Source organism: Chitinophaga sp. CF118 (genome assembly GCF_900112615.1).
In the GTDB taxonomy this organism is placed as follows: domain Bacteria; phylum Bacteroidota; class Bacteroidia; order Chitinophagales; family Chitinophagaceae; genus Chitinophaga.
Genome location: NZ_FOMK01000011.1, coordinates 121,444 through 148,173, shown reverse-complemented (window position 1 = coordinate 148,173; position 26,730 = coordinate 121,444). Strand labels below are relative to the sequence as shown.

Below are 26,730 nucleotides of genomic sequence, written 5' to 3'. Positions count from 1 at the left end.
ATCAGGAACTCGTTTTAGCTGCTGTAAATACTTTACGGCTATACCAGATCAACACTGCTCCGCCTATTACCATTAAAGTAGAAATGATTTCGGCCTGTGTAGGATGAAATCCGAAAATATCATATTTAGTATTCACTCTTATCTTTTCTATAAAGAACCTTTCTGCACCGTTCATCATCAGGTAGATGCCGAATACCACACCCGGTACATTCACCTTTTTACGAATGCCCCATAATACCAGGAATAATAACAGGCAAACAATAATTTCATACAGGGCTGTAGGATAAACGGATACTGGTAATACACTGCAGTATTTACCTGAGCAACCAGCCATCTGCACTCCTTCATTAATTACATTATGCGGATATCCGTAAGCAAAAAACCAGTCAGGCAAAAAGCTCAGTGCATCCGGTTTCACAAAAGGTGCGTGCGGTATTTGTTCCAGACTGGCGTACTGCCGTGTAAAGAACTGCTCACTTCCTTTTACTACTTCCTGGAATTTTGAAGGATCTGCCTGGGTTATATGCCCGGTAGCATCTGTTATGTAACTACTGTTATAAATGCCCCAGTCACCATCTCCCGAGAAATGGCAGCCCATACGTCCTATGCCATAAGCAAGCATTAATGTAGGAGCAGAACTGTCTATGAGGTGTAAGATGTTGATATTTTTAGATTTAGCATAGCGGATGATCACTATAGCCGCTACAATAAGTCCCCCGTAAAAGGTCAATCCGCTGAAAGAGGTCAGGGCTCCTATCGGATCCTGTACAAAGTCATTCCAGTTTTCAAGATTGTGGAAGATCTTGGCGCCTATTAAACCGGCAATAGCCGCCTGCACTGTAATATCGGGTACCCGCTGATGAGGCATTACCATCATAGTACGCTCTTCCGGTTTAGTCAGTTCCTGTTTTTTGGCACTTCTGTACTTCATGAATGCGAAAACCGCTCCCAGGATAATACCTCCTAAAAAACTTCCTTTAGCAGATAATATATAGGACTGGAAATCCTGAGATGCTTCTGCCCAGTTAAAGACTACTCCTCCTATTTTAAATCCCAGTACAAAACCCAGGATGCAATGAAGCAATAATTCTGAAATACCCGCTGGCTTACCAATAATTATTTTCTCCTGAATACCATGTAACAATCCCATTTGCTCTTTCCTTTTCAATTCGCTGGATAAAATGTATGCTCCCGCGAGAAAAGCAATAGCCACGAAAAAGCCAAATGTCTGAAAGAGTTTGAGAAAAGGAAGATCAAGACCTAACAGGTCTTTGAATGCGTAATATAGATTAGGATACATAGCCAAAAAAAATTGGTGATCTGAAATTTCCCTATGAACAAAGCCGAATTAGTCTAAAGGAAAATCAAACCACCAAAGTAAGCTGGAAAAATTACAAATTCCAAATGATATTTATACTTAACGCGAAATGCTTAATACAAAAACTTAATCTGGGTTCTGTATTAAGCATCCCGTTATCCGTCAGCAACTAGCAGTATTGTTCAAAAGCATCTGCCAGGTTAGCTGCAATCATTTGTGCAGGGCGTCCTTCAATCATATGACGCTCAATGAAATGTACCAGTTCACCATCTTTAAATAAAGCGATAGCTGGTGAAGATGGAGGATAAGGTAACAGGTGAGTACGAATCTGCTGGATAGCAGCTATATCAAAACCTGCGAAGCTGGTAGTCAGCCTGTCTGGTTTCTTTTCACTGTGTGCTACAGCCAGCAGTACACCCGGACGGGCAGTACCTGCAGAGCAACCACATACTGAATTGATCATTACCAGTGTAGTGCCTTCTTTCTTTAATGTTTCATCAACCTTGTCAGATGTCAACAATTCTTCAAAACCGTTATCTGTTAACTCTGCCTTCATTGGCATTACTAATTCTGCTGGATACATATTAATGCAATTTTTTTTGTTCTTAAGTTTTTACAAAGTTAATCAATCGGGGGATAAATAGAAAAACTTGAATGAATATGACTTTTTGTCTACAATTGAAATCGAAACAAGACAAAAAGTCCGACTAAATTAGGCTTTACTAGCAAAATAGCAGGGTTTATTGGCATGGTATCCCATTTGCTTAGTAGTTAGTGTTGAAAATTTTTAAAACAAACTCTAAAATTTATAATTATGACATTCGTAAAATTCAACCACGCTCCCGTAGTAAAATCATTTGGTGGCATCGTAGATGAGATCTTTAATAATGCCAATCTTAACAAATTTATTAAGGATGATTTCAATACCGCCGATTTTTTTGGTGCTCATCCTCCGGTAAATATCTATGAAACCAAAGAAGCTTATTCCCTGGATGTGCTGGTACCAGGATTAAACAAGGAAGACTTCAAGATCAGTCTTGAAAACAAGGTATTAACCATTAGCGCAGAAAAAGAAGCCGAAACCAAGGACGAAAACCAGAAACAGATCCGTCGTGAATTCAGCTACCGCTCTTTCAAACGTTCCTTTACGTTAAATGAACAGGTAGACGCCACTAAAATTCAGGCGAAATACGAAAATGGTATTTTAAAGGTGACTTTATCAAAGAAAGAGAATATACAAGATCCGGTGAAAGCAATAGTTGTAGAGTAAAAGGTTAGTGATACGGTTGTATAAGGACAGGTCCCTTCCCGGTTTTTCCGGGAGGGACTTTTTATTTTCCCCCTTTTCTGCCCTATTTACATAATTCACACAAACGTTTAACAAGTATCCTGTTTTTATAGAATAATTTGCCATATAACCATAAGGCCTATGCCGCAATTATTTAACAGGATACGATCCCTGACAGTTAAAGTCTATTCCGCTACTGAAAATGTAGTGATAGGCAATGCTTTGCGGTCAATTACCGACAACCGTGAACACTGTAATTATAAGCTTATATTCGATTATCTCTTCTTCCATATCCTCCTTTTAATACCTAAAGCGCTAATTGGCCTATATAACCAAAATACCACAGATTTACTTTTAATGCCGGTTTTCCTGGTGCTTTTGCTCTTAGGCATGTTACTTCTTAAAAAGGGGGTACCTTACAAAACTGTTAGTACCTTTGCTGTTTTAAGTACGATGCTCGTCCCAATGGCTTCGTCTTTTTTAAATAATCAGGATACCTCCCCCCGGTATACTATGATATGGTTATTAAGTATTCTGTTCTGCTATATAACTACCAACCTGGCCACTACCCTTTTAATGGGCGCACTGCTGTGTGGTTATCTTGGGCTGGCAGTGTGGGTGAACGTAAATCAGCTGGCCGTATTTGCCACGCCGAATTATTCTGCGGAACAGAACATTATCAGCATGCCCATCCTGGCCGGATTATATATACTTTTTCTGATAAGGGTGCTGGGGGCACATTACCGGAACATATTTATTTTTGAGGAGGCGCTTAGCCTGCAGAAGCAAAAGCAACACTCTTCCCTGTTGAATCAGCACCTTACCAAACAGTTCATTATCCTGAAAGGATTATCCCGTTCCGGCAAATCCAAGTACCTGGATGGCAACAGAGAACTACTGGAAGCCTGCCTGGGAGAGATTGAAAAACAGTGTGAAAGCGCTATTGATTACCTGGATGCGGGCCGTCAACCGGAGAACTAACCCCTCACTACACGTCTGTGTGAGGGCACTCATGTATAACAGGGCTTAGTAATATGGTCTGTTACTACAAGTTTACAGGGATATGACCAGCTTAATGATGCCACTATATTACAAGCAGGATTAATAACATCATCCCAACTGTCAATATCACTATAGGAAAATTACAACTTTCGGGTATTTCTTAGTCCCCTGGGGCAGCCTATCTTTGTTCCATCAAAGTACAACTGTTTTATTTTCCTTATACCCCTCCGCCTTTCTTTGTCTTATATCCCTATACGCAACTATATTTATCCCTTTGTCTTATTTTCCTATATGCTTTTGATATAACCTATGCCGTGGAATGGGCTCTTCTGTAAATGCGGGGGAGCTCTTTTTTTTACTATAATTATGGGCAAAAAATAACCCCGCGAAAAGTCGCGGGGTATGTAAGTGGATTACTAACCCATTTTTTTAATAACCCAAAATCTTTAACATGCTCTGGGCGCTCTGTTCCTTAGCATACAGCCAATCTTTAAGCTGCCCATTCTTATCATATCCTACAATTACGTGTTTAGGTGATGGGATCAGGCAGTGTTTGATACCGCCATAACCGCTCAGTTGATCCTGGTAAGCACCTGTATGGAAAAATCCAATATACAGCGGCTCATCATTTCCCTGTTTTGGAAGGAACACTGCATTAATATGCTCTTCAGAAGTGTAGAAGTCATATCCGTCGCAGGTTAACCCTCCCAGGTGGACCTCCTGGTATTCCTGATCCCATTTATTAATGGGTAACATCAGGAATTTCTCTCCTATACCCCAGGTATCTGGCAAAGTAGTGATAAACGAACTGTCTATCATATACCAGATTTCCCTGTCATTCTGCATCTTTTCTCCTACCACACTATAAATTACCGCACCGCTTTCGCCAACGGTAAAGGACCCGAACTCTGTATAAATATCCGGTACAGGTACCTTATTCTTCTTACACATGCTTTTGATATTGGCTACAATCTCATTCACGATGTAATTGTAATCATAATCAAAACCGAGAGAATGCTTTATCGGGAAGCCACCGCCAACATTGATACTATCCAGTTCAGGACAGATCTTCTTTAGCTGGCAGTACAGGTTGATTACCCTGTTAAACTGGCTCCAGTAATAAATATCATCCTTGATACCTTTGTTCATGAAGAAGTGAAGCATTTTCAGCTCAAACTTCTCATTCCCTTTGATCTTGTCTACATAGAACTCCAGCACATCGCGGGAAGGCACTCCAAGACGGGAAGTATAAAAGTCAAAGCTAGGCTCTTCTTCTGCAGCAATGCGCAGCCCGAGTTTTACTTTATCTTTTGAACGGATGAACTTTTTATAGTCCTCCAGTTCCTCCCTGTTATCCAATACCGGTATTACATTCTTAAACCCGCTGTTGATCAATTTTGCAATTGCCCGGGTGTAAGGTTTTGTTTTATAACCGTTACAGATCACAAACGTCTCTTTATTGATCTTCTTACGCTCATATAACTTATTGATAATATCAATGTCATATGCAAAGGACGTTTCAATATGCACACCATGCTTTAGTGTCTCCTCCATTATAAAGGAGAAGTGTGAACTCTTGGTACAATAGCAGTAATAATAGTTACCATCGTACTTGTTCTTCTTAATCGCATCCTGGAACATCTTTTTGGCTTTATTTACCTGCATTCCTATTTTAGGAAGGTAAGTCAGCTTAAAAGGTGTCCCGTACTTATCAATCAAAGCCTTGATATTCAGGTCATTGAATTGAAGGTAGTTGTTCTTTACATCAAAACCTTCTTGTGGAAACTCAAAGGTTTGATTAACGAGATCTGTGTAGGTGCTGTTCATTTAAAACCCGGAAAAATTTTAGGATTAGAAAAAGCAATCACAACCCTCGCTGGAAAACTCCTGGTTTACACACCTACGTCAGTTCGAAACCCAGCAAAATTGGTTGCAAAGCTAAATATTTTGTCCAATTGACTAGACAAAAACTTGCACTTTTTTTTAAACGGTTAAATATTAGCTTAAATCATTCCATACCAATATATTAACCCCTTTTACACATATTAAATTTCTACTATCTTAATAACTCCAGACTACGTCTTCCTTCACAGAAAATGAGATCCAGGATGCTCATATTGGGAATGAATCCGGTCCTTTCCTGGAAAACCTGGGTATATACAGGAGTATCTTCCGGGGAAGCAACAGCTGAGGGAGACATCGTATCTCTCAGGTCGGTGATACCGGTACCCGGAGCATATTCCTTTTCATACTCATCCGTAAAGGATACCGGATGGGATAAACCGATCACATCATTAGCCCATTCAAAGCAAGCCATATTCCAGTCGAGCAGAAACTGCGCAGGCCGCTCATATAATTTCCCTAATGCCTCTTCATGATATTCGAACCAGGGAGACCGGCGGTAAGCTGATACTAAAGTTTTCCAATGTTGTCCCTGCCATTTTTCTTCATTGCTGATTTTTACATCCTTCATTACCGTCCGCTGATTTTTTCCACGGGCTAAAGGAACGCTTAAAAGGATGCTTCCATTTGGTCCGGCAATATAGCAACGATTCCGAAAACTCAGCTTCTGATAGTGTTCATATCTTTCTATCAATAATATATCGCTCTTAACTAAAGTTTTATAGTAGGAAAGATTCGGAAAGTATTGTGATTCAATTAGTAATGTCTCTTTTCCTGTATCAACTGCCATATAGTCAAAATTTAGTGGTTACTGTGTAAATACCTGTGTTTATACCTACTGAGCGACTTATCATTAACTACTTAACAATTAACTCTAAGTCTCTGAAAAACAATTCATAGAAAAGTTAAAAATATGCTATTGAATTTAGCAATTCGAACTTTAAAGTAAAAGGTCAGGCGGTTGCAAATTTACTAAACTATTTAGTAGCTTTTTTGTTCATTTTCAAGGAGTTTTATACTTAAAGTAAAATGTTAGGTAGAGGTGTGATTTACAGGAATCAGTAAGAAATGTGAGGTTAAAAGTTTCATAATTCCTCTATCCTTCTTTTGAGATGCGTTTACTTTCATGTAGGTTTGATGGAAATTACTTATCTCCATTTGTCATATTAATTACATCTTTTGTCATGAAATATATCAGACTGAGCATTTTCATTTTTGCAATATGGGGAATCGTAAGTTCCTGCGAAAAGGTCAAGGATCTCCAATTTGTGAGGGTAGCTGGTTTTAAAGTTGGCAACTTAGGGTTCCAGAAAAGCATTGTTGAAATGACATTATCTTATTACAATCCGAACAGCTTTAACCTGAAACTGAAAGATGCCAGTTTCGATCTGTTCTTTGATGATACCCAGGTGGGCCATTCCGTTCAGGATACCATGATCTATATTCCGGCAAAAGATACTTTTTACTTTCCGGTGAAACTGGAGATCAATATGGAAAATGTGTTCAAAAATGCCCTTGGCGCTCTCCTGAATAAGGAGGTAACGATCAAGGCAACGGGGAATTGTAAGGTGGGTAAAGGAGGCGTATTTTTGCCTTTTCCGATCAAATGTGAAACTAAGCAACCGCTTAATTTCTTTTAGTTAGAGTAAAAAATAGGGCTGAGAACCAATTGGTTTCTCAGCCCCCGAGCTATCGATTTCTTCTCATTACCATTTTGGCTTCCTCACATTACCATAACCGCCACCTGCTGGTCTGTCTTCAAAATGCAGATGTGGTCCGGTCACATTACCTGTAGCACCCACTTTACCTAATTGCTGTCCGGCTTTTACCGTAGCACCTTTACTTACAGAACGGGACGATAAATGACAGTAAATGTAATCACGACCGTTTGCACGCAGGCCAATCCAGTTGCCATAAGCTCCTCCATTGGAATTGGACCATACAATCTTACCAGCCAGTACAGCAACTACAGGTTTGCCACTTGGCGCAGCGTAATCATCACCTGTATGAAATCCCGCAGCATAGCGGGGATCTCTGATGCCATAAGCGTAGGTTACTTTGTAACCAGGTACAGGTGAGGCAATTTTTGCAGCAGCAGCAAGTTCAAGTGCTGCAATTTCCTCATCTGACTCGATTTTCTTTTCTGTTTCTGGCTCCTGTTTAGCAGCTAACTCAGTTTTTGAGCAGGATACCAGGGCAGTAAAACACACTGCCATTCCCAGAATGGGAATCAATTTGAATTGGATGTTCTTCATCAATACACGTTTATGGTTAAAAAAAAATCTTTCACAGGCGGCACAGCAATACCGCATCAAAAATGATGTAACATACCCACAGTGATATCGACAGGAAATATCAATCGGGTGTCTGAATAATTAATGTAAGTGGATAATACTTAGTGGAAACAATAAGCTCTTCTCTTATAAGATATAGGTTCTTTCATGGTTAAAACAGTTAATATGGTTATTCAATTGAGGGTTTAAAAAATAATATAGGTTGTTCAAATATCCCTCAGGGTTCCGTACAGGGTACAAAAATAATAAATAAGTATAATATTAAGTTAAAAATATATTACTTGATAAGATAGGTACAGGGCACAAAAAAAGTGTCCCGTGGTTACGGAACACTTTTCTTATAAGAAGCTTTAATTAGTGTTTTTCTTTTCCACCACCATCTTCCGGCTTTTTGCAGCAGGTAGGTAGCTTGGCATAAGATTCTTCATTTGCCGTTACATTGTCAGCATCATAACCCGCATTCGCAATAGCCGTTTTTACGTTCTCTATATTAGTGCGGTCACTGAAAAATTTCACGGTAGTGATACCATGTTTATAGTCCACTTTGGAAGAGGCAACGCCTTCTTCTCTCAGCAGGAACTTTTCAATACGGTTCTTGCATTGTTCGCATTGTACTGTTGGGGTAGCGATCTTTGCTGTTACCATTGTGCCCTTTTTTGCCTGGGCCATAGTAACACCTACACCCGCAAATAATAACACCATTACAAGTTTGATGATACGCATAATTTACTTTTTGTAATCCTAATATAATAAATAACCTTTAATTGATGACCCGCTTTTTGAAGAACGGTTATACTTTCTGCAACTGCCATTTGTCTGGCGCACTTCTCCAGGCTTCCAGCGTGGAAAGGTCGGCTTCAGACACCACTCCTTTTTCAACGGCCAGCTCTATAAGGGCGCTATAATTGCTAAGTGAGTAGAAAGGAACCCCTGCAGCTTCAAACGCTTTTACTGCTACATCAAATCCATAATTGAAGATAGATACCATTCCTACAACTTCTCCGCCTGCGGCCCTGATAGCAGCTACTGCTTCAAGACTGCTTTTCCCGGTAGAGATCAGATCTTCCACCACAACTACCGGCTGACCAGGCTGTAACACCCCTTCAATCAGGTTACCCATACCATGCTCTTTTGCTTTTGCACGTACATAGATAAATGGTAATTTCAGCTGATCGGCTACCAATGCTCCCAGGGGAATGCCTCCGGTGGCAACTCCTGCTATTACCGCAGCATCCGGAAAAGTTTCAAATACCACGTTACACAACTCCGATTTAACATAGTCACGCACATATGGGAATGACAATATTTTACGGTTGTCGCAGTAAATGGGCGACTTCCAGCCGGAAGCCCAGGTAAAAGGTTCTGCCGGACGCAGCTTTACGGCTTGTATCTGCAATAGCTTTTCCGCTACTTGTTTTTCGCTGATCTTACTCATAGAAAGCAAAAATAGTTAATTAGGAATTATTGACGAATGATTAAATCAACACTAATTTTGCAACATGGAAAAAGAGTCAATAATATATCTCAACGAAAGACCTCTGATCATCACTGCTACCCCTGAGGCAGTGCCTGAGAAGTACAAAGGTGCTGAATCATATAACCTGCCGGACCAGAAAATAATAGAGAGTACGTTACAGGCTCTCGAAACGGGCAAACTGCCGGCGGCCATTTTCATTAATCCGGATACTACCGGTTTACTGGATAAGGTAAAAAGCTATTTCAGCATTCTCGTTGCGGCGGGTGGACTGATCACCAATCCTGAAGAAGAAATTCTGTTGATGTTCCGTCGTGGAAGGTGGGATCTTCCTAAAGGCAAACAGGATGATGGCGAAGACCTGGAAACGTGTGCTTTACGGGAAGTGGAAGAGGAAACCGGCCTGCACAGTATTACCCTGGAGCATAAAATCTCGGAAACCCTTCATTTTTATACTTACAAGGAAAAGAAGATTCTGAAGCACACGCACTGGTATAAGATGCAGTTTACGGGAACGGAACTGACCATCCCGCAGATTGAAGAAGATATTCTGGATATCCAATGGGTAAAACCCGAGCATTTGAGCAAATACCTGAAGTTCTCTTATCAGAACATTGCAGATGTATTTGAAAAAGATGGATACCCGGTGTAAATAACAGGACGACGGAGATGGCAGATCTGTTATCTCCGTTATTCTTTTTTATCCCTGATAGCTACTGTGAGCCGGCTGATGCAAACCAGTTTGTTATGATCATCACAGATCCTGATATCCCAAACGTGGGTAGTAGCTCCTATATGTAATGGCCGGGCTATAGCATGTACATATCCGTCCCGTACACCTTTTATATGATTAGCGTTGATATCCAGTCCTACACAGATCTGCTTACTGTGATCTATGATCAGTGAAGAAGCCACACTCCCTACTGTTTCTGCCAATGCAGCTGAAGCACCTCCATGCAAAAGCCCATAAGGCTGCCGGGTAAGATGATTTACAGGCATCATTATCCGCAGGTAATCAGGACCGATTTCGGTAAACTCCATTCCAAGGTGTGCCGACATGGTATTTTTACCAGAATCATTAAGCTGATCGAGAGAAACATCTAAAGAGTACCAGATCGGTTTCATATAGCTGATTTGAGGGTGTGTAATACTTCTGCTGGCAATAACTGAGATGCATCACCTTTGTAACGTAGCACATCCCGAACCAGTGAAGAAGCAATAGTAGAATATTTCGGGGTACAACTTAAAAAAATTGTTTCAATACTACTGTCCATCATACGGTTCACATCTGCTATCGCTTTCTCATATTCAAAATCAGCGATACCCCTGATCCCCCTCAATATAAAATTTGCGTTGATCTGTTTGCAGAAGTTCGCGGTCAGTCCATCATAAGTAACCACCTTTACTTTAGGTGTATGACTATAGATCTCTTTGATCCACTGGATCCGTTGTTCCAGCGGGAACATAGGAACTTTTGTTGAATTGATCCCAATCCCTACGAACAGTTCATCGAAAAGATCGAGTGCGCGGTCTATCACATCGGTGTGACCTAACGTAATAGGATCAAATGTGCCGGGAAATAAACAGATACGTTCCATATTAATATGTTGTGCCTGGAATAACTACTTCTTCAGTTCTTCCCTGTTGATAAAAATAGAAAAGATAGTGGTGCCATAATTCCGCTCACTGCGATAATAAGAAAATTTCTTAAAGTCAAGGTTGCGGGTATGCTCCAGTACAAGCCATCCTTCCTTCTCTAACAGTTCCCTTTCAAAAATGATCTGTGGGAGCTTGTCAATGTTAGGCATGCCATATGGAGCATCTGCAAAAATGAAATTAAATTTTTCGGTACACTGTTCGAGGTATTTAAACACATCCATCCTATGTACCTTCAGAGAAATATCCAGTTCTGCGGCAGTTTTCGTTATAAATGCTGCCATCGTTGGGTCTTTCTCAACAGTAGTAAGATCGGTTACGCCCCGGGAAGCCAGTTCATAGCTGATACTACCGGTACCCCCGAATATGTCAAGTGTTTTAAGTGAAGTAAGGTCGAGATTATTCTCTATGATATTAAAAAGTCCTTCTTTAGCAAGATCTGTAGTAGGCCGCGTATGTGGCATATTGGCCGGTGGCTGAAAGTGTAATCCCCCTTTCTCTCCTCCTATTATACGCATAAAGCCAGTGCATATAGATTGTTGAAATAATAACCGGGAATTTCCTGCATTTTAGGAATGTATCCAAAACCGGGTAAGCGCTCCATCCATTCAAGTTTAGGAATGAACCTGTGTAATTCCTTATAGATCTGGGAATCTGCAGTAACGGCTCCGCCTACTTTTACTTTTGCATATTGTTCATCCAATCCGGTTTGCCGCAGGGCATTCACCAGGTGATATACTACATCCAATCCTGTCTGGCAGAGAATTTCCTGCTGAGATAACAGCTGTCCTAATTTATATACAGTGAGTGTAAATTTATGTTGCTGGATATCGATGAAGGCAACTCCGTTAATATCACGGAAACCATTATCAAAGGTGTATGATTTCAGCAAAGCGGAGTTTACATGCAGGGTATTATCTGTAGAGAATTCTTTGCGTAAATAGCCCAGCAGGTCTTTATCCACACCATAGATATTTACCAGATGCTGGTCTGGCAATATATCTGCCAGGATTACTTCCTGTGTTTTTTCAGGGTAGATCAGCTGCAGGTAGTCTTTTTTAAGAGAAGCATTGTAATGTTTTTCAGGCACCAGCGTACTATCTCCCCCATCGAAAGCCAGGTATACTGCACGGAAGCTGGTGAATAAGAGTTTGTCGGCATCGAACACCTGTTCTATCATTTCCAGGTCAGCCACAGCCCCACTTTTCTGTGAAAGAAAGGTATATGATTTCAGTGCCACAAATCTTTTGGAAGCCGGTTCATAGACTACATAACTAAAAATCCCCCTTCCTATAAGCACCAGCAGTTGGCAGGTAGTAAGATCTGTTTCCAGTAAAGAAGCATCATCGACTGCAAAAGCAGGATGTATGTTATATGTAACAGACATTATTAATACATTAAATATGGCACAATAATAACCAAAAATAGTGACTTTCGATTCAGTCCCTTGCAAATCAACTCTATTCCAGCCCTTCCAGCATCTTTTTACATTGAGATTTTGTATCGGCATCGTCCTGAATAACACTTCTCAGGGATACTGCTTTTTTAAGTATTTCTATAGCTTTGGCCTGCTCATCATTCTCCAGATAGGCCCGTGCCAGTTCAAGGTAATTCACTACAATAAAGGGATCCAGCTTACGGCATTTTTCATAATTATTAATGGCGGAGGATAGTGAGCCTTCCGGCAGGCCGCCAAATAACATTTTGGCAGCGGCTTTCTCAAAGGTGTTCAGGTTAGCCACTTCATAATTCCATTTGCCCAGCACATGATATGCTTTGGCGCATGAGGGGTTAAATTTGATGGCCAATTCTGCATATTTCTTCACTTCCTTGGAGGCGGCTACCTTCTCTTTCGCGCCGGCTATCATGGCTTTACGTCCCATAGCCACTGCCATTACATAGTTGGCATCAGCATTTTCCGGCGCCAGTTTTAAAGCCTGATCAGCATAATTCTTTGCATCATCATAGTTACGGATCTTTTCATCAGTGTCTTTCTGACGGTAACCTTCCCGGGAGCAAAGTTCGCTGGCACCTGTCAGCGCCTGGATATTGTCCGGCTGGACCTTGAGCGCATCTTTATACAAGGCAAGAGCAGCGCTCTCTTTCATTTGTTTTTCCTGCTGCAAGGCCTGTTCTACAAGCTCTTCAGCAGTCTGTGCATACAAAACACCGGAAAATAACAGTAGACAAGCGAAGGCCAATACGTTTTTTAACATAGGATGGAGTTATATACATATTAAAAATACTAATTTAATATCAACTATGATATACCGGCCATCACACCTTTAGTAATTTTTTTCAAGCGTGACCATTGAGTTACGTACGGAAGCACCCATTGGAGGATTCATTTTTCGTAAAGAAACATTTGATTTCTGAATTTCCGGATACTTTTGTTTGATGGCATCAGTAATGGCATAAACTACTTGTTCCAGTAATGGCTGTGGGATGGCCATGATCCGTTCTACTATTGTGAAGATCCCCTGGTAGTTAACGGTTTCTTTTATACTGTCTATTTGGTTAACACCGGGAATGGTAACAGATACATCGATGATGAAGTCGTTGCCAATGATGCGTTCTTCCGGGTAAAGACCGTGGAAGGCTCTGAAATGTACCTGCTCTAAGCCGATTGTTAACATACCTGGAGTTTGAATTTATTGAAACCTGCTAAAGGCGTTAAGAGCCCTGACGACGACTATAATCCGAATAAAAACAGGCTGTATCGTACTTATGATACAGCCTGTTACTTCTGGAAAATATTATTGTTGATGTTCTTTTGCTGATAAGTAACGTTCTGCATCCAGGGCTGCCATACAACCACTGCCGGCGGCTGTTACTGCCTGACGGTAGATTTTATCCTGTACATCGCCACAGGCAAATACTCCTTCCAGGCTGGTACGTGAAGAACCGGGAACGGTTTTGATATATCCCTGTTCGTCCAGTTCCAGTGCATCTTTGAAGATGTCTGAATTTGGCTGGTGACCGATAGCTACGAAAAATGCGCTTACCGGGATCTCTGTTTCTACCTGTGTTTTATTATTCAGGAGTTTTACGGCTTCCACCTTTTTATCTCCCAATACTTCCAGTGTCTCAGAATTCCAGTGTACCATGATGTTTGTGGTTTTCAGTACACGGTCCTGCATGATCATGGATGCGCGCATTTCATGGCGGCGTACTACCATGTGTACATTGGTACACATTTTAGACAGGTACAAAGCTTCTTCTGCTGCGGTATCGCCGGCACCTACGATCACAACGTCTTTACCACGGAAAAAGAATCCGTCGCACACGGCGCAGGCAGACACGCCACTGCCGTTCAGGCGTTGTTCGGATGGTAATCCGAGCCATTTGGCAGATGCACCGGTGGCAATGATTACTGCATCGGCGGTCATCACCTTTGATTCGTCTATTGTTATTTTATACGGCTGGCTACTGAAATCCACTGAAGTGGCAAGGCCAAAACGAATATCAGCGCCCATACGGGTAGCTTGTTTTTCGAAGTCCACCATCATTTCCGGCCCTTGAATTCCTTCGGGGTATCCGGGATAGTTTTCTACTTCTGTAGTAATGGTTAATTGTCCTCCTGGTTGAATTCCCTGGTAAAGCACCGGTTTCAGGTTAGCTCTGGCGGCATAAATGGCAGCGGTATAACCTGCCGGTCCGGAACCTATAATTAATAAATGTACATGCTCCTGCTGTTGGTTAGTCTCCATACTTCTTGCTATGTAATATTGTTAAGATCTATTTATGAATGTACGTACCCCATCGGTATAGTGCATGCAAAAATACATATCCCCATATAATAAAAAACACCGGCTATAAAATTTACAGCCGGTGCATTTATAGACATAATAGATTTTAGATGTAATGGCAGATGATCAGATCAGACAATGTATTATAACATTTCAAACAGCTCTGTTTTTTCTGCTTCGTCCAGGACCTATTATCCCAGGTAAGATTTTAATGCGCCGCTGTAGCGGGCTTTTTGTAGTCTTTTGATAGCGCGTTCTTTGATCTGACGGATTCTTTCCTTTGTGAGGTCATACTTCTGTCCGATTTGTTCGATTGTTGCGCCGTTTTCACCATCCAGACCAAAGTAAGCGTTTACTATTTCAGCTTCACGCGGGCTGAGGGATTTCAGTACCCGGCGGATCTCTTCACGGAGTGAATCCCGCATTACGTCATCATCAGTAATATCTCCACCTTCCAGTAAATCGCCCATAGCCACATCTTCGGCTTCATGTACTGGAGCATCCAGTGACATATGACGGGTATTGCTCTGAAAAATATTGTTAATTTCCGATTCAGACATCTCCAGGATTTCTGCTAACTCTTCGGTAGAAGGTTCTCTTTCATTCTCCTGCTCAAAAGCCATGTAAGCTTTATTAGCCTTATTGTAAGTGCCAATTTTATTTTGCGGCAGACGAACCAGACGGCCCTGTTCTGCTAAAGCCTGCAATATTGACTGACGAATCCACCAAACTGCATAAGAAATGAATTTGAAACCCTTTGTTTCATCGAAACGCTGCGCAGCTTTAATCAAACCTAAATTGCCCTCATTTATAAGGTCGCTGAGGCTAAGCCCCTGGTGCTGATATTGCTTTGCTACAGATACAACGAAACGTAAGTTACCGGTAGTTAAACGTTCAAGAGCCTTCTGGTCACCCATTTTAATACGTTGCGCCAATACGGTCTCTTCTTCAGGGGTTAACAAAGGGATCTTTGAAATCTCCTGCAGGTATTTTTCTACCGCCTGCGAATCACGGTTAGTGATCTGGGTGGCAATTTTAAGTTGCCTCATATTGAAAGTTTATTAGTTTATAAATTGAATAACATCGAAAGAATTATTTTGTTGAAATATTTAAAATATTTACCTTACAAACTATTCCCACTCTCCGATATCTTCGTTTTAACAAATTAGCCTGCAAAGATCGTGCTAATAGCCCGTACTGCCAAATATCTTCGCAAACCTTTTCATTCTAGTAACAAAGTACTCTATATAAACGAAATTTTATAGCCCTTTAGTCGCTAAATTAAAGGGTTTAAATAAATTTTAACAATTGATAAGTAATCACATTCAAATTAATAACTTCACTAATTTATTGTTCAATACATTGCAAATTTTTCAAGGATGACGATCGATTTCAGGAGTGATACTTTTACCCGCCCTACCCCCGGAATGATGCAGGCCATGGCCAATGCAACCACCGGTGATGACGTATTCGGGGAAGATCCAAGCGTAAACAGACTGGAAGCCATGATGGCAGATTATTTTGGCAAAGAGGCAGCCTTATACTGCCCTTCGGGCACTATGAGCAACCAGATTGCTATTAAAGTACACACCCAGCCTGGCGATGAGGTAATCTGCAGTAGTCTGGCGCATGTTTACATTTATGAAGGCGGCGGTATTGCCTTTAATGCGGGTGCCCAGGTACGCGCCATTGAAGGGGAACGCGGTATGATCACCGCTGCACAGGTGGCAGCTGCCATTAACCCGGACGATGTACATAAAGCGGCTACCTCCCTGGTATGCCTGGAAAATACATCAAACCGTGGCGGAGGCTGTTGTTATGACCTGGACGAAATAGCCCGCATCAAAACCGTTTGCCAGGAAAACAACCTGAAACTCCACCTGGATGGGGCAAGGCTCTTTAATGCGATGGTGGCGGGGGGACAAAACCCTAAATCCTATGGTCAGTTGTTTGACAGTATCTCCGTTTGCCTTAATAAAGGAATGGGATGCCCTATGGGATCTGTACTGCTTGGCAGTGCTGCGTTCATCAAAGCGGCCCGCCGCATCCGTAAAAAACTTGGTGGCGGATTACGACAGGCTGGCTTTATGGCAGCCACTGGCATATACGCAATGGAAAATCATATTGTCAGATTGGCAGAAGATCATTTTCATGCTAAACAGATCGCAAAGATATTACTCGAAAAATCTTTCGTCGGTCATATGTTACCGGTAGAAACCAACATCCTGATCTTTGATATAGTGGAAGGCTGGAATCCAAGATTCTTTACCGACTATCTGAAAAAATTTGAGGTCCTGGTAATGCCGATTTCTGATACACAGGTCAGAATGGTTACCCATCTGGATGTTACCCATGAAATGATCGAAAAAACCTGTGAGATCATTGCTGGTATGGAATAGATTGTTGTTGGTTTGAAATAGATTGTTAATGATTGTTGCTGGCAAGTTTTAGATTGTTAATGATCAATAAATACTCTGTATCTGCCTGTTTAGTGTCTTAATTTAGCTTTAGAATAAGATTTTAGATCAGATCTCTATTTTGCTTCACCTGGAATTCACGGCAGATAAGGCGTATTTATTGATCATTAACAATCGCGATTCATCAACACATTAATTTTCAGCTTCTAAAAATGGAAAAATAATTTGCTCCGGCGTAGATGGATATAACAACAGTTATGTACATGAAGAAAATAGCTTGCTCCGTTGGAAGTCCCCTGTTAACGGCAAACAGGGGACTTCTCTTGAAGCTTCTTCTGGGGTTAAATTATATGACAGATTAATCATGGTAGCTTTTGTGCTACCTATAATCATCGAAATCTATTCTCTTTATCCTTCCTGTATTTATTATTTATCCTTGTATCCTTGTCTGTAATAGACAGGTGATTCGGTTAATAACAAGGTTCTCAAATCCGGCATTAACATCAACCCAATAAAACTACTTCCCTTCCCCTGATTCTGCAACCGGTAATGCATTTCCGGCATATTTTCCTACATATCCGGTAGGTTTGACCGGAAAAGTGTTAATAAAGCCTGTTTTCTCGTTACTGGATAGATTCTATGTGATAAAATTTGACCAGAAAAGTGTCCATAATGCCCCTTCACCATAAAACGGTGGTCATTCTAATCGGTTATTCTCTTATTTTTGCAGACTTATTTAAATGTTATACCGCAAGCATGGAACTTTCTAAAAATTATACACCTGCTGCTATTGAAGGCAAATGGTATCAGTATTGGATGGATAATGGCTATTTCCGGAGCAAACCGGACAACCGTCCTCCGTTTACAGTTGTAATACCTCCGCCAAATGTTACGGGTGTGCTGCATATGGGACATACCCTGAATGAAACCGTGCAGGATATATTAGTGCGCCGGGCTCGTATGAGCGGCTTTAATGCCTGCTGGGTACCCGGATCGGACCATGCTTCCATTGCTACTGAGGCAAAAGTGGTAAACATGCTCAAAACCGAAAAAGGTATTGAGAAATCACAACTCACACGTGAGGAGTTCCTTAAATATGCCTTTGAGTGGAAAGATAAATATGGTAGCATTATCTACAACCAGATAAAAAAACTGGGTTGCTCCTGCGACTGGGACCGGGTTACCTTTACCATGGATGACCATTATTATAAGGCAGTTATCAAAGTTTTCAAAGACCTCTATGATAAAGGCCTCATCTATCGCGGTGCAAGGATGATCAACTGGGACCCCAAGGCTAAAACAGCCCTGAGCGATGAAGAAGTACTATATAAAGATATCCAGGGCAAACTCTATTACATTAAATATGCAATAGAAGATTCCGAAGGAATGCTTACCGGTGAGAGTATCACCATTGCTACTCAACGTCCTGAAACCATCATGGGTGATACCGCTATCTGCGTAAATCCTGATGATGAACGATACAAACACCTGGCCGGACATTTTGCTATTGTGCCACTGGTAAACCGCCGCATCCCTTTCATCTTCGATACTTATGTAGATAAAGAATTTGGTACCGGTGCTCTGAAAGTTACTCCTGCACACGATATCAATGACTATAACCTTGGATTGAAACACAACCTGGAAATCATAGATACGCTGAATGATGATGGTACCCTGAGTACTGCTGCTGGTGTATTTATCGGAGAAGACCGCTTCACTGCCCGTAAAAAGGTAATAGCTACCCTCCGTGATCAGGAACTGCTGGATAAAGAACAGGAATATACTACCCGCGTGGGATACAGTGAACGTAACCCGGATACTGTAGTAGAGCCACGGATCAGCACACAGTGGTTCGTGAAAATGGCTGAACTCACCAAACCGGCACTGGATGCAGTGGTAAATGGAGATGTGAGCATCCATCCCGGCGACCGCTTCCTGGCTACCTACAAATACTGGATGGAAAACGTGAAGGACTGGTGTATTTCCCGCCAGCTCTGGTGGGGACAACAGATTCCTTCTTACTATGCTCCGGATGGTACTTTTGAAGTGGCAGAAAGCATAGAACTGGCTGTTGCTCAATTCAAAGCTAAAGGAATGATTTTACAGGCATCAGATCTCCGTCAGGATGAAGATTGCCTGGATACCTGGTTCTCTTCCTGGTTATGGCCAATGGAGGTGTTTAACGGTATCTCCCAGCCTGATAATGAAGACATTAATTACTACTACCCTACTTCTGTACTGGTAACCGGACAGGATATCATTTTCTTCTGGGTGGCACGTATGATCATGGCAGGGCTGGAATACAAAGAAGTGAAGCCTTTCAGCGATGTATACTTTACCGGAATGGTACGTGATAAGCTGGGCCGTAAAATGAGTAAACAGCTGGGGAACTCGCCAGATCTGCTGGAACTGATAGAACGCTTTGGTGCTGATGCGGTACGTTTTGGTATCATGATCTCCTCTCCGGCGGGTAATGATCTGCTGTTTGATGATGCTTCCTGCGAGCAGGGACGTAACTTCTGTAACAAGATCTGGAATGCGCTGAAGCTGGTGAAGATGTGGGAAGAACGTGGTACTGCAGAAAATACCGCCGATGCCAATCACTTCGCTGTACAGTGGTTTGAAAGCAGGCTGAATGAAGTTCAACAGCAGGTGGCAGAACTGTTCAAAGACTTTAAACTGAGTGAAGCACTTAAAACAATATACAGCCTGGTATGGGATGATTTCTGTAGCTGGTACCTGGAATGGGTGAAGCCCGGATTTGAACAGCCCATTGATGCAGAGATCTATAAAAAGACGGTTTACTTCTTCGAACAGCTGATGCAGCTGCTACATCCGTTTATGCCGTTTGCTTCAGAAGAGATCTATCAGCTGCTGCAAACACGTACTGCTGGTGATGACCTGATTGTAAAACAATATGAAACACCTGCGAAGTCAGATTCAGGTATACTGGCTCAGGGATCATTAGCGAAACAGGTGATCAGCAGTATTCGTGATGCCCGTAACAAACATCAGATCAAACCAAAAGATCCGGTAGACGTGTTCATCGATACCCTCCAGAGAAATGTATTCAATGTAATTGAGGATACTCTTATCAAACAGGTAAACGCAAAATCCGTTGAATATACAAATGAACCTGTTGCTGATTGTATTTCACTGGTAGTACAAACAGACAAGTTTTATCTGAAAACAGAAACTGTACTGGATCCGGCTGCACAGAAGGAAGAATTATTGAAAGATCTCAAATATCTGGAGGGATTCCTGATATCGGTAGATAAAAAGCTTGGTAATGAACGGTTTGTGCAGAATGCCAAGCCGGAAGTGGTAGAAGCAGAGCAAAAAAAGAAAGCTGATGCTCAGGCGAAAATAGCCGCTATTACGGAAAGTTTAAAATCCTTATAATTTTCAGCATCGCCCGGACGTTAACTATTCCGGGCGATGTTTTTTATATCCCTTTTGTACTATGCGGAAATATTATCTACTGTCGGGACTTTTTGTTGTGATTACGAGTCTGCCAATATATGCACAATCCGGTAAGGCGAAGAAAGCAGCAAGCACCACGGCAAAAACAACTACTTTACGGTTTCGCAGCACCTGGGGTATTTTCCTCAGCGAAACACTGCCACGTCCGGAAATATTGAATCTGCTGGATTCTTCATTGGTAGTAAGAGATGAAAAGAATAATAAATATCCTGTAGTATCCTTCGATTTTACTTACGAAAAGAAGGAAACTTATTTGAACGATACGACCGGTAAACCCGGCGTTTACACTGAGTTTGTAGGAGATAAATTTGAAGGCGACAAACTTCCCTCCTTCTGGAGCAGCCGCATCAAAGAAACATTATCAAAAGGAGAAGTGCTCTATTTTGATAACATCATTATTAAGTATACAGGCGATAAATTATACCGCGTACCCAAGCTGCAATTCAAGGTGAATTAATAACTAAACAGCTGCTGGATAGGTATAATAAAGTCGATCCGCTGCTTCGCATTATCCGCTGGATCCTGATCCAATAAATGGCTGAAACGCACGCCAAAACTAAATGGCAGTACATTACCAAGCTTCGTATCAAAGAATACTTCTCCACCCACAGAGCTATAGCGGTTATTTACTTTATTGATGTAATCGTAGGCCCTGCTATAATCATAAAATACATTCCCTCTTATCCGCATAATATACATCAACTGGGCAAAGCCCCAATCAGGGTATGCAATTGGGAAATGATAGTTAGCTCCCAGTTTATAGACGTGAGAGTAGAAAGGTGTATTGTATCCTCTTGCATATACAAAGTTATCTGAGAAAGAATATCTCCGTGCAGTATCCCGCTGTTGATAGGCAGCATTTAATACAATACTGTGATTAGGCGAGAATCCGGGAAGATACAGATCCAGCCTGGTATAGAACTGCTCTGCAAATACGCTTGTCAGTGAATGGCTGTATTGTGCCAGGAAGTACTGACCAAAATGTGAAAAGATATTTTGCTGTCCTTTGATCCTGAAATTACTGAACAGGAGTGTATTCCCCAGGTATTGCAACTCCGGGGTAGAGAACTTGAAATTCCCTCTTGGATATCTGTCAAGATAATGATAGGTAGAAGTGAGTGAGAGATAACGGCTATATAATCCGGAAGAGATATTCAACGGTATAGTAATACCAGCATGTACATCTGTTTCATCCCAGTATAATCTACCCCTGTTTCTGAACAGATCCGAGCGATTGAATGTATACGATGTTCCTCCCTGTAAATAGGCGAACCAGCCTCCGTAAATAAGATTGGCACTCAGTTGAGAACTACCCTCATTACGGTTATAAGCATAGCCTATGCTGGTACTTGTTGTATTCAGGATATTATTTCCGTATAACGACAATGTATACACCGGATCATTAAAAGTAGGCAGCCAGCTATGAAATTTAAAGAATTGAAATGCCTGCGGATATTTCTTTACCGGGAAAAGATCATGCGGAGCTTTGTCCAAAATGCTTCCTCCCTCTTTGAAATCCGGTCGTAGCCAGGCACTGTGATAATTCTGACCTGTGTCAATAGACTGCCATGTAGTGGGCGTTAGCGGCGTTTCATACAATGCATATCCTTTAGTAGTGAAACCACTATATACGATCTGTTGTGATACAGGATCTATTGTTGCATGCAGCACTCCATTCGGATGTTTTGTTACCTGGCAAACTTTTTTGTCCGACGGCGTTATGGCGTATACGTTATCTACATCTTTATAGGAAGCTGTGTAATAAATGGTATCATGTTGTACCTCCGGAATGCCCAGCACTGTATATTTGAAGGGTGTAAGCTGTTCTGTTGTGCCGGTAGTGACTGACTGGCGGATCATGGCCATCTGTCCCTGCTGATTGCGTACATTACTGATGATAAACTGTTCATCTGCAGAGAACTTCGGAAAGGTATAATACCAGTTTTCCGGATTAGGCAAAGATGACAATACCTTACCTGTTTCTCCGTCCAGCAATTGCAATCCGAACTGCTGGGAAGGCAGAGTAACAACTGCTACTATCCTTTTCCCATCTGCGGTAATATCCGGAGAGAAATACCTTGTGCCATGTGTCAATGTTGAGGTACGACCGGTAGCCCGGTCATACAGCCTGATTACTGAATAATCCTTCCATGCCCAGCGTGGATGAAAGCGGGCTTCTGTCCAGATGATCCTGCCATTACGATAGCTAAAATAATCGTCGAAATTAATACCCGGGCGTGTAATCAGTTGTTGCTTTCCGGTACTGTCTATCAAAAAGAAGCCGGGTACATGGTTATACGCCGCTTTATATACAATCCACTGACCGGGTTTTACGGTGTAGATATATTTATAGTTGGTAACAGTTTTCGGTGTTTCCAGCACTGGTTTTCCCGGAGTGCTGTTTTCAGCTGCATAGTTGTTCCATATGGGTTGGTATTCCTGTAACATGGCGTGATAGAATTCTATCACGTTTTTCCCGGTGCGCCGTTTCAGGCTTTGGGAAAATGGATAGAACAGCCCACGGTAACGAACAGCGTCTATCGTCACATCTTTCCAGAAAGTACGTCCGTAATGTTCACGTCCGTAAACACTCATCAGATAGCCCAGGTTATAATGATTGGGCATATAATCAACAAAAGATCCGTTGCGGATCTTCATGTAATTGTAGTTTTTCTTTTCAAGGGAGAAAGCCCTGAAGCCATCAAAGAAGGATGGCAGTCTTCCCCTTCCCTGTGGACTTAATGCAGTTTCCATAGTTACCGCATCTCCTTCCCAGAACCAGTTGGGTACAGCTATATTGGTCACAGCAGCCTGGCCCATTTCGCCCAGCACATAGGATGCAACTTTAGATACCCCCTGCCGGAAGTTGCTATTCTGCAACACATGCCGGTATTCATGTACAGACAATTGTTCTTCCCAGTTCAGTGATCCCAGGTCTGTAGAAGACGGTGGTGGTGTGAGATAAAACTCTGAACGGAAGGGACCTAATTGTACGTAGCCGTTAGATTCGAGTGTCTGGTTCTGCAGAACGATGTTTACTTTCCTTTGCAGGCCGCCGATAGAAGGGCGTGTATAGCGATTGATATAATGTACAAGGTTGGCTACCCGTTGGCCTTGGGATTCCAGTCCGCGGGGAAAGATAATCCTTACCGTATCCGTATTGATCTGGTTCCACTTCATGGATGGTGGATTACCTCCAAACTGTTGTGCCAGCAGGGTTGCAGGAAAAAGGATCAGGAGGAGACACGTTAATGTTCTCATAGCTTTGCTGTAGGTATATTCGAACAATATACGGAAATAATGTAGAATGCTTCACGCAAACCGATGAGTTCCAGGAAGCATTCTGTGGACTGAATAAAAAAACTTTCAGGAATTGTTGCAGGAAGGTTCAGTGGATCGAAATAAATAACATTTAGCAGAGGCTCTCCGGAATATATGGATAGCATTCTGTGTACATATCAGATCAACACTCGGGAAGACTGATAGGGATATTTACAGCCAGCCCACCGTCGGACGTTTCTTTGTATTTACTATTCATATCCAGTGCGGTTTCCCACATGGTTTTCACGACTGCATCCAGAGATACTTTAGCCAGTTCCGGATTGCTTTGCAATGCCAGCTGGGATGCTGTAATCGCTTTGATAGCACCCATGGTATTCCTTTCTATGCAGGGTATCTGTACCAGTCCGCCAATAGGGTCGCAGGTTAGTCCGAGGTGGTGTTCCATCGCTATTTCTGCTGCCATCAGTACTTGCCGCTGTGAACCGCCCAGGCATTCTGTGAGGGCTGCCGCCGCCATAGCGGAAGACACGCCTATTTCCGCCTGACAGCCACCCATTGCGGCTGAAATAGTGGATCGCTTTTTAAAGATGCTGCCTATTTCAGAAGCGGTGAGCATGAACTGAATGATTTTATCCTCGCTGTAACCATCGCAGAAAATGGTGAAGTACTGCAATACCGCGGGAATCACACCAGCCGCCCCGTTTGTGGGTGCTGTAACAACTCTTCCAAAGGAAGCATTTTCTTCATTTACGGCAAGGGCAAAACAGCTTACCCAGTCCAGCGTATAGGCAAAGTGGTTACCACCTTGCCGGATAGCTGTAATCCAGGAATCATAATCTGTATAAGTATTGCCTTTTAATAATTTTTTATTGAGGGCAGCTGCACGACGGGCTACTTTTAATCCACCGGGTAATTCGCCGGTGGTATTCGACCCACGGAAAGTACATTCTTTCATCACCTGCCATATATCGAGGATACCTTTTCTTGTTGCTGCTTCAGAACGCCATGCGTGTTCGTTTTCCATCACCAGTTCTGAAATGGAATAGCCGGTTTTGATACAAAACTGTAACAGCTGCCGGGCAGTATCTATCGGGAAGGGCAGATCTACCTGTATGAGGCTTTTGCCTTTCTCCACACCTTCTTTCACTACAAAGCCACCACCAATAGAATAGTAGGTAGCTGCCTGTTGTGTACCATCGGTAAAAGTAACCAGGAATGTGAGTGCATTGGGATGAAAGGGCAGAGACTCTTCATACAGGAAAACGATATCTGTCAGAGGATCAAAAGGAACAGGATGAACACCGCCCAGTAACAGCGTTTTATTCCGGCGGATATCATCCGTCTTTTCATTGATTTTATTAACATCGAAGGTAACGGGGTCATCACCGCAGAGACCGAGCAGAACAGCGATGTCTGTACCGTGGCCGTGCCCGGTTTTGGCAAGTGAACCGTATAATAATGTACTTACAGACTCCACCTCAGACAACTGCCTTCCGGCATCCTGTAATTCCTGCAGAAACTGAAGGGAAGCCCTCCATGGGCCTAATGTGTGAGAACTGGAAGGACCTACGCCTATCTTAAAAATATCAAATACCGAAATACATTCGTGTGCCACGTGGTTGGGAATTTGAACAAATTTAGTGTATTCAATATTCGAAATAAAAAGAAACTCCCGGCTACATGATGCAACCGGGAGTTTCTTTTAACCATCAGCTTTTTCAGGATGATTCAATATTTTCATCTTTATTTTGGATCTGTAATGTCTGTCATTTCAACATGAAACACTAATATAGAGTTAGCAGGAATACCGTTCTGATCCACCATTCCGTAACCGTAGAAAGAAGGCAAATACACAGTAATTTTTCCTCCTTTGGTGATATGACGTACTGCAAACCTGAACCCGCGTATCAACTGGCCATATACAAAAGGACGTGGAGTAGTACCGGTAGAATCAAATGCAGCCGTATTCCCCATTATATTGCCACGGTACAATACAGTCACTGTTGTACCTTCATATCTCACACTGTCTACTCCATTTCCCGGGTTTTCTATTTTATAAAAAATACCTGAAGAATCCTTGACAGCTTCCAGGTTATTTGCTGCTAGAAATACCCCAATAGCAGCCGTGTCTTTTGCAAACTGTGGATAAGGATCAACATACACTGGTGCATCATCTTTCTTACAGGCAGTCATTAATAAAACGAATAATCCACTTAATAATAATAGATTCCTCATGCTTGTTCTTTTATTGATTATATAGGTTAATGAAATTATTGAAAGTCTACCAGCTCTACTTCACAAACGAGAATAGTATTAGCCGGAATAATATTGCCTACGGCTTCTTTACCAAAAGCCAGCGGAGAAGGGATGATCATCAGTATTTTGCCACCTTTTCCTATTTGTTGGAGACCGATCTGCCAGCCTACGATATGGTCTTTCAGTTTGCGGCCGTCAAAGTTGGTACTGCCGAAGGAAGCATCGAGCAGGCTATCCTGCAGGTTACTACGGGTATAAATGATGGTTGGAACAGAGTTTTCGGTCATACGAAGTGAATCTCCTGCCAGATAGATCTTGTAATACATACCTGTTGGATCCTTTTGCATGGTCAGGTTATGCGAACTGATGTATGCCTGGATCTGCACATCCTGTTTAGCGATTGTATCCACCACACCTTCATATGTTTCATTGGCGTATTCTTGTTTGGAACACCCCGTAAGCACTAGCAGAAATAACAGATAGTAGCGTAAAATTACGTTCATGACAGTATAACGGGTAAAATGGGCCAAAGTTACAGTTTTATAAATGGAAAAAGGGGGAAAGGCTTGCGCCATTTCCCCCTTTTCTATTATTTTCCTGTTGTACGAT

The 26,730-nt window shown here is 42.0% G+C and carries 26 protein-coding genes; 7 read left to right on the top strand and 19 right to left on the bottom strand.

The window, feature by feature from the left end; genetic code table 11:
* Position 1 precedes the first annotated feature (1 nt).
* Together BM176_RS28175 and BM176_RS28170 are read right to left on the bottom strand one after the other, a co-directional pair.
* A complete protein-coding gene (locus BM176_RS28175) occupies positions 2-1,300 on the bottom strand; it encodes a prolipoprotein diacylglyceryl transferase (protein WP_090107743.1) in 1,299 nt (432 codons plus the stop codon).
* A 187-nt stretch (positions 1,301-1,487) separates the two neighbouring features.
* Entirely contained in the window at positions 1,488-1,901 is a 414-nt protein-coding gene (locus BM176_RS28170) for a BrxA/BrxB family bacilliredoxin (protein WP_090107742.1), read from the bottom strand.
* A gap of 231 nt (positions 1,902-2,132) precedes the next feature.
* On the opposite strand from BM176_RS28170, the gene BM176_RS28165 reads away from it, so the two are divergent.
* Positions 2,133-2,588, top strand: a complete 456-nt coding sequence (locus BM176_RS28165; protein ID WP_090107741.1) for an Hsp20/alpha crystallin family protein — start codon at positions 2,133-2,135, stop codon at positions 2,586-2,588.
* Positions 2,589-2,747: 159 nt separating this feature from the next.
* Complete coding sequence (locus BM176_RS28160) at positions 2,748-3,587, top strand: hypothetical protein (RefSeq protein WP_090107740.1); 840 nt, start codon at positions 2,748-2,750, stop codon at positions 3,585-3,587.
* 450 nt (positions 3,588-4,037) lie between these two features.
* Here BM176_RS28160 and BM176_RS28155 read toward each other — a convergent pair whose 3' ends face one another.
* The gene (locus tag BM176_RS28155; RefSeq protein WP_090107739.1) at positions 4,038-5,435 is read right to left on the bottom strand and encodes a type III PLP-dependent enzyme domain-containing protein; all 1,398 of its coding nucleotides are present in this window, start codon (positions 5,433-5,435) and stop codon (positions 4,038-4,040) included.
* Positions 5,436-5,664: 229 nt separating this feature from the next.
* Positions 5,665-6,300, bottom strand: a complete 636-nt coding sequence (locus BM176_RS28150) for a WbqC family protein (protein WP_090107738.1) — start codon at positions 6,298-6,300, stop codon at positions 5,665-5,667.
* A 394-nt stretch (positions 6,301-6,694) separates the two neighbouring features.
* Between BM176_RS28150 and BM176_RS28145 the strand changes: the two genes are divergently transcribed.
* Positions 6,695-7,150 carry an LEA/WHy family protein gene (locus BM176_RS28145; protein WP_177230572.1) on the top strand — a complete coding sequence of 152 codons (456 nt, stop codon included), beginning with the start codon at positions 6,695-6,697 and terminating at the stop codon, positions 7,148-7,150.
* Between the two features lie 66 nt (positions 7,151-7,216).
* Here BM176_RS28145 and BM176_RS28140 read toward each other — a convergent pair whose 3' ends face one another.
* The 3 genes from BM176_RS28140 to pyrE form a co-directional block, all read right to left on the bottom strand.
* On the bottom strand, positions 7,217-7,765 hold the full coding sequence (locus BM176_RS28140; protein WP_218162296.1) for a M23 family metallopeptidase: 549 nt from the start codon (positions 7,763-7,765) through the stop codon (positions 7,217-7,219).
* A 393-nt stretch (positions 7,766-8,158) separates the two neighbouring features.
* Positions 8,159-8,527: a heavy-metal-associated domain-containing protein gene (locus tag BM176_RS28135; RefSeq protein ID WP_090107735.1), complete on the bottom strand. Its 369-nt coding sequence runs from the start codon at positions 8,525-8,527 to the stop codon at positions 8,159-8,161.
* A gap of 67 nt (positions 8,528-8,594) precedes the next feature.
* Entirely contained in the window at positions 8,595-9,239 is a 645-nt protein-coding gene (gene pyrE / locus BM176_RS28130) for an orotate phosphoribosyltransferase (RefSeq protein WP_090107734.1), read from the bottom strand.
* A 64-nt stretch (positions 9,240-9,303) separates the two neighbouring features.
* Between pyrE and BM176_RS28125 the strand changes: the two genes are divergently transcribed.
* Positions 9,304-9,930: an NUDIX hydrolase gene (locus BM176_RS28125; RefSeq protein ID WP_090107733.1), complete on the top strand. Its 627-nt coding sequence runs from the start codon at positions 9,304-9,306 to the stop codon at positions 9,928-9,930.
* Between the two features lie 38 nt (positions 9,931-9,968).
* On the opposite strand, the gene BM176_RS28120 is transcribed toward BM176_RS28125, so the two are convergent.
* The 8 genes from BM176_RS28120 to BM176_RS28085 form a co-directional block, all read right to left on the bottom strand.
* Positions 9,969-10,403, bottom strand: coding sequence for a hotdog fold thioesterase (locus BM176_RS28120; protein ID WP_090107732.1), 435 nt, complete (start codon positions 10,401-10,403; stop codon positions 9,969-9,971).
* On the bottom strand, positions 10,400-10,876 hold the full coding sequence (gene coaD / locus BM176_RS28115) for a pantetheine-phosphate adenylyltransferase (RefSeq protein WP_090107731.1): 477 nt from the start codon (positions 10,874-10,876) through the stop codon (positions 10,400-10,402). Before coaD ends, BM176_RS28120 begins: the two co-directional genes overlap by 4 nt.
* Before the next feature lie 24 nt (positions 10,877-10,900).
* On the bottom strand, positions 10,901-11,452 hold the full coding sequence (locus BM176_RS28110; protein WP_090107730.1) for an RsmD family RNA methyltransferase: 552 nt from the start codon (positions 11,450-11,452) through the stop codon (positions 10,901-10,903).
* The gene (locus BM176_RS28105) at positions 11,443-12,321 is read right to left on the bottom strand and encodes a DUF3822 family protein (protein ID WP_177230571.1); all 879 of its coding nucleotides are present in this window, start codon (positions 12,319-12,321) and stop codon (positions 11,443-11,445) included. Before BM176_RS28105 ends, BM176_RS28110 begins: the two co-directional genes overlap by 10 nt.
* A gap of 73 nt (positions 12,322-12,394) precedes the next feature.
* A complete protein-coding gene (locus tag BM176_RS28100; protein WP_090107728.1) occupies positions 12,395-13,150 on the bottom strand; it encodes a tetratricopeptide repeat protein in 756 nt (251 codons plus the stop codon).
* Positions 13,151-13,219: 69 nt separating this feature from the next.
* A complete protein-coding gene (locus BM176_RS28095; protein ID WP_090107727.1) occupies positions 13,220-13,570 on the bottom strand; it encodes a dihydroneopterin aldolase in 351 nt (116 codons plus the stop codon).
* Positions 13,571-13,690: 120 nt separating this feature from the next.
* Positions 13,691-14,644, bottom strand: coding sequence for a thioredoxin-disulfide reductase (gene trxB / locus BM176_RS28090; protein ID WP_090107726.1), 954 nt, complete (start codon positions 14,642-14,644; stop codon positions 13,691-13,693).
* Positions 14,645-14,874: 230 nt separating this feature from the next.
* A complete protein-coding gene (locus BM176_RS28085; RefSeq protein WP_012793808.1) occupies positions 14,875-15,732 on the bottom strand; it encodes a sigma-70 family RNA polymerase sigma factor in 858 nt (285 codons plus the stop codon).
* A gap of 330 nt (positions 15,733-16,062) precedes the next feature.
* Here BM176_RS28085 and BM176_RS28080 point away from each other — a divergent pair, with 330 nt between their 5' ends.
* From BM176_RS28080 to BM176_RS28070, 3 genes are all read left to right on the top strand, one after another.
* Entirely contained in the window at positions 16,063-17,082 is a 1,020-nt protein-coding gene (locus BM176_RS28080; protein WP_090107725.1) for a threonine aldolase family protein, read from the top strand.
* Between the two features lie 774 nt (positions 17,083-17,856).
* Entirely contained in the window at positions 17,857-20,502 is a 2,646-nt protein-coding gene (locus BM176_RS28075) for a valine--tRNA ligase (RefSeq protein WP_090107724.1), read from the top strand.
* A gap of 61 nt (positions 20,503-20,563) precedes the next feature.
* Positions 20,564-21,040 (top strand): hypothetical protein, encoded by a 477-nt coding sequence (locus BM176_RS28070; RefSeq protein WP_090107723.1) that lies wholly within the window; start codon positions 20,564-20,566, stop codon positions 21,038-21,040.
* On the opposite strand, the gene BM176_RS28065 is transcribed toward BM176_RS28070, so the two are convergent.
* The 4 genes from BM176_RS28065 to BM176_RS28045 form a co-directional block, all read right to left on the bottom strand.
* Positions 21,037-23,844: a hypothetical protein gene (locus tag BM176_RS28065; RefSeq protein WP_090107722.1), complete on the bottom strand. Its 2,808-nt coding sequence runs from the start codon at positions 23,842-23,844 to the stop codon at positions 21,037-21,039. The genes BM176_RS28070 and BM176_RS28065 overlap by 4 nt on opposite strands.
* 202 nt (positions 23,845-24,046) lie before the next feature.
* The gene (locus BM176_RS28055) at positions 24,047-25,480 is read right to left on the bottom strand and encodes an L-serine ammonia-lyase (protein WP_090107720.1); all 1,434 of its coding nucleotides are present in this window, start codon (positions 25,478-25,480) and stop codon (positions 24,047-24,049) included.
* Positions 25,481-25,608: 128 nt separating this feature from the next.
* On the bottom strand, positions 25,609-26,100 hold the full coding sequence (locus BM176_RS28050; protein ID WP_090107719.1) for an FKBP-type peptidyl-prolyl cis-trans isomerase: 492 nt from the start codon (positions 26,098-26,100) through the stop codon (positions 25,609-25,611).
* A gap of 35 nt (positions 26,101-26,135) precedes the next feature.
* The gene (locus tag BM176_RS28045; protein WP_177230570.1) at positions 26,136-26,624 is read right to left on the bottom strand and encodes an FKBP-type peptidyl-prolyl cis-trans isomerase; all 489 of its coding nucleotides are present in this window, start codon (positions 26,622-26,624) and stop codon (positions 26,136-26,138) included.
* Between the last annotated feature and the right edge of the window lie 106 nt (positions 26,625-26,730).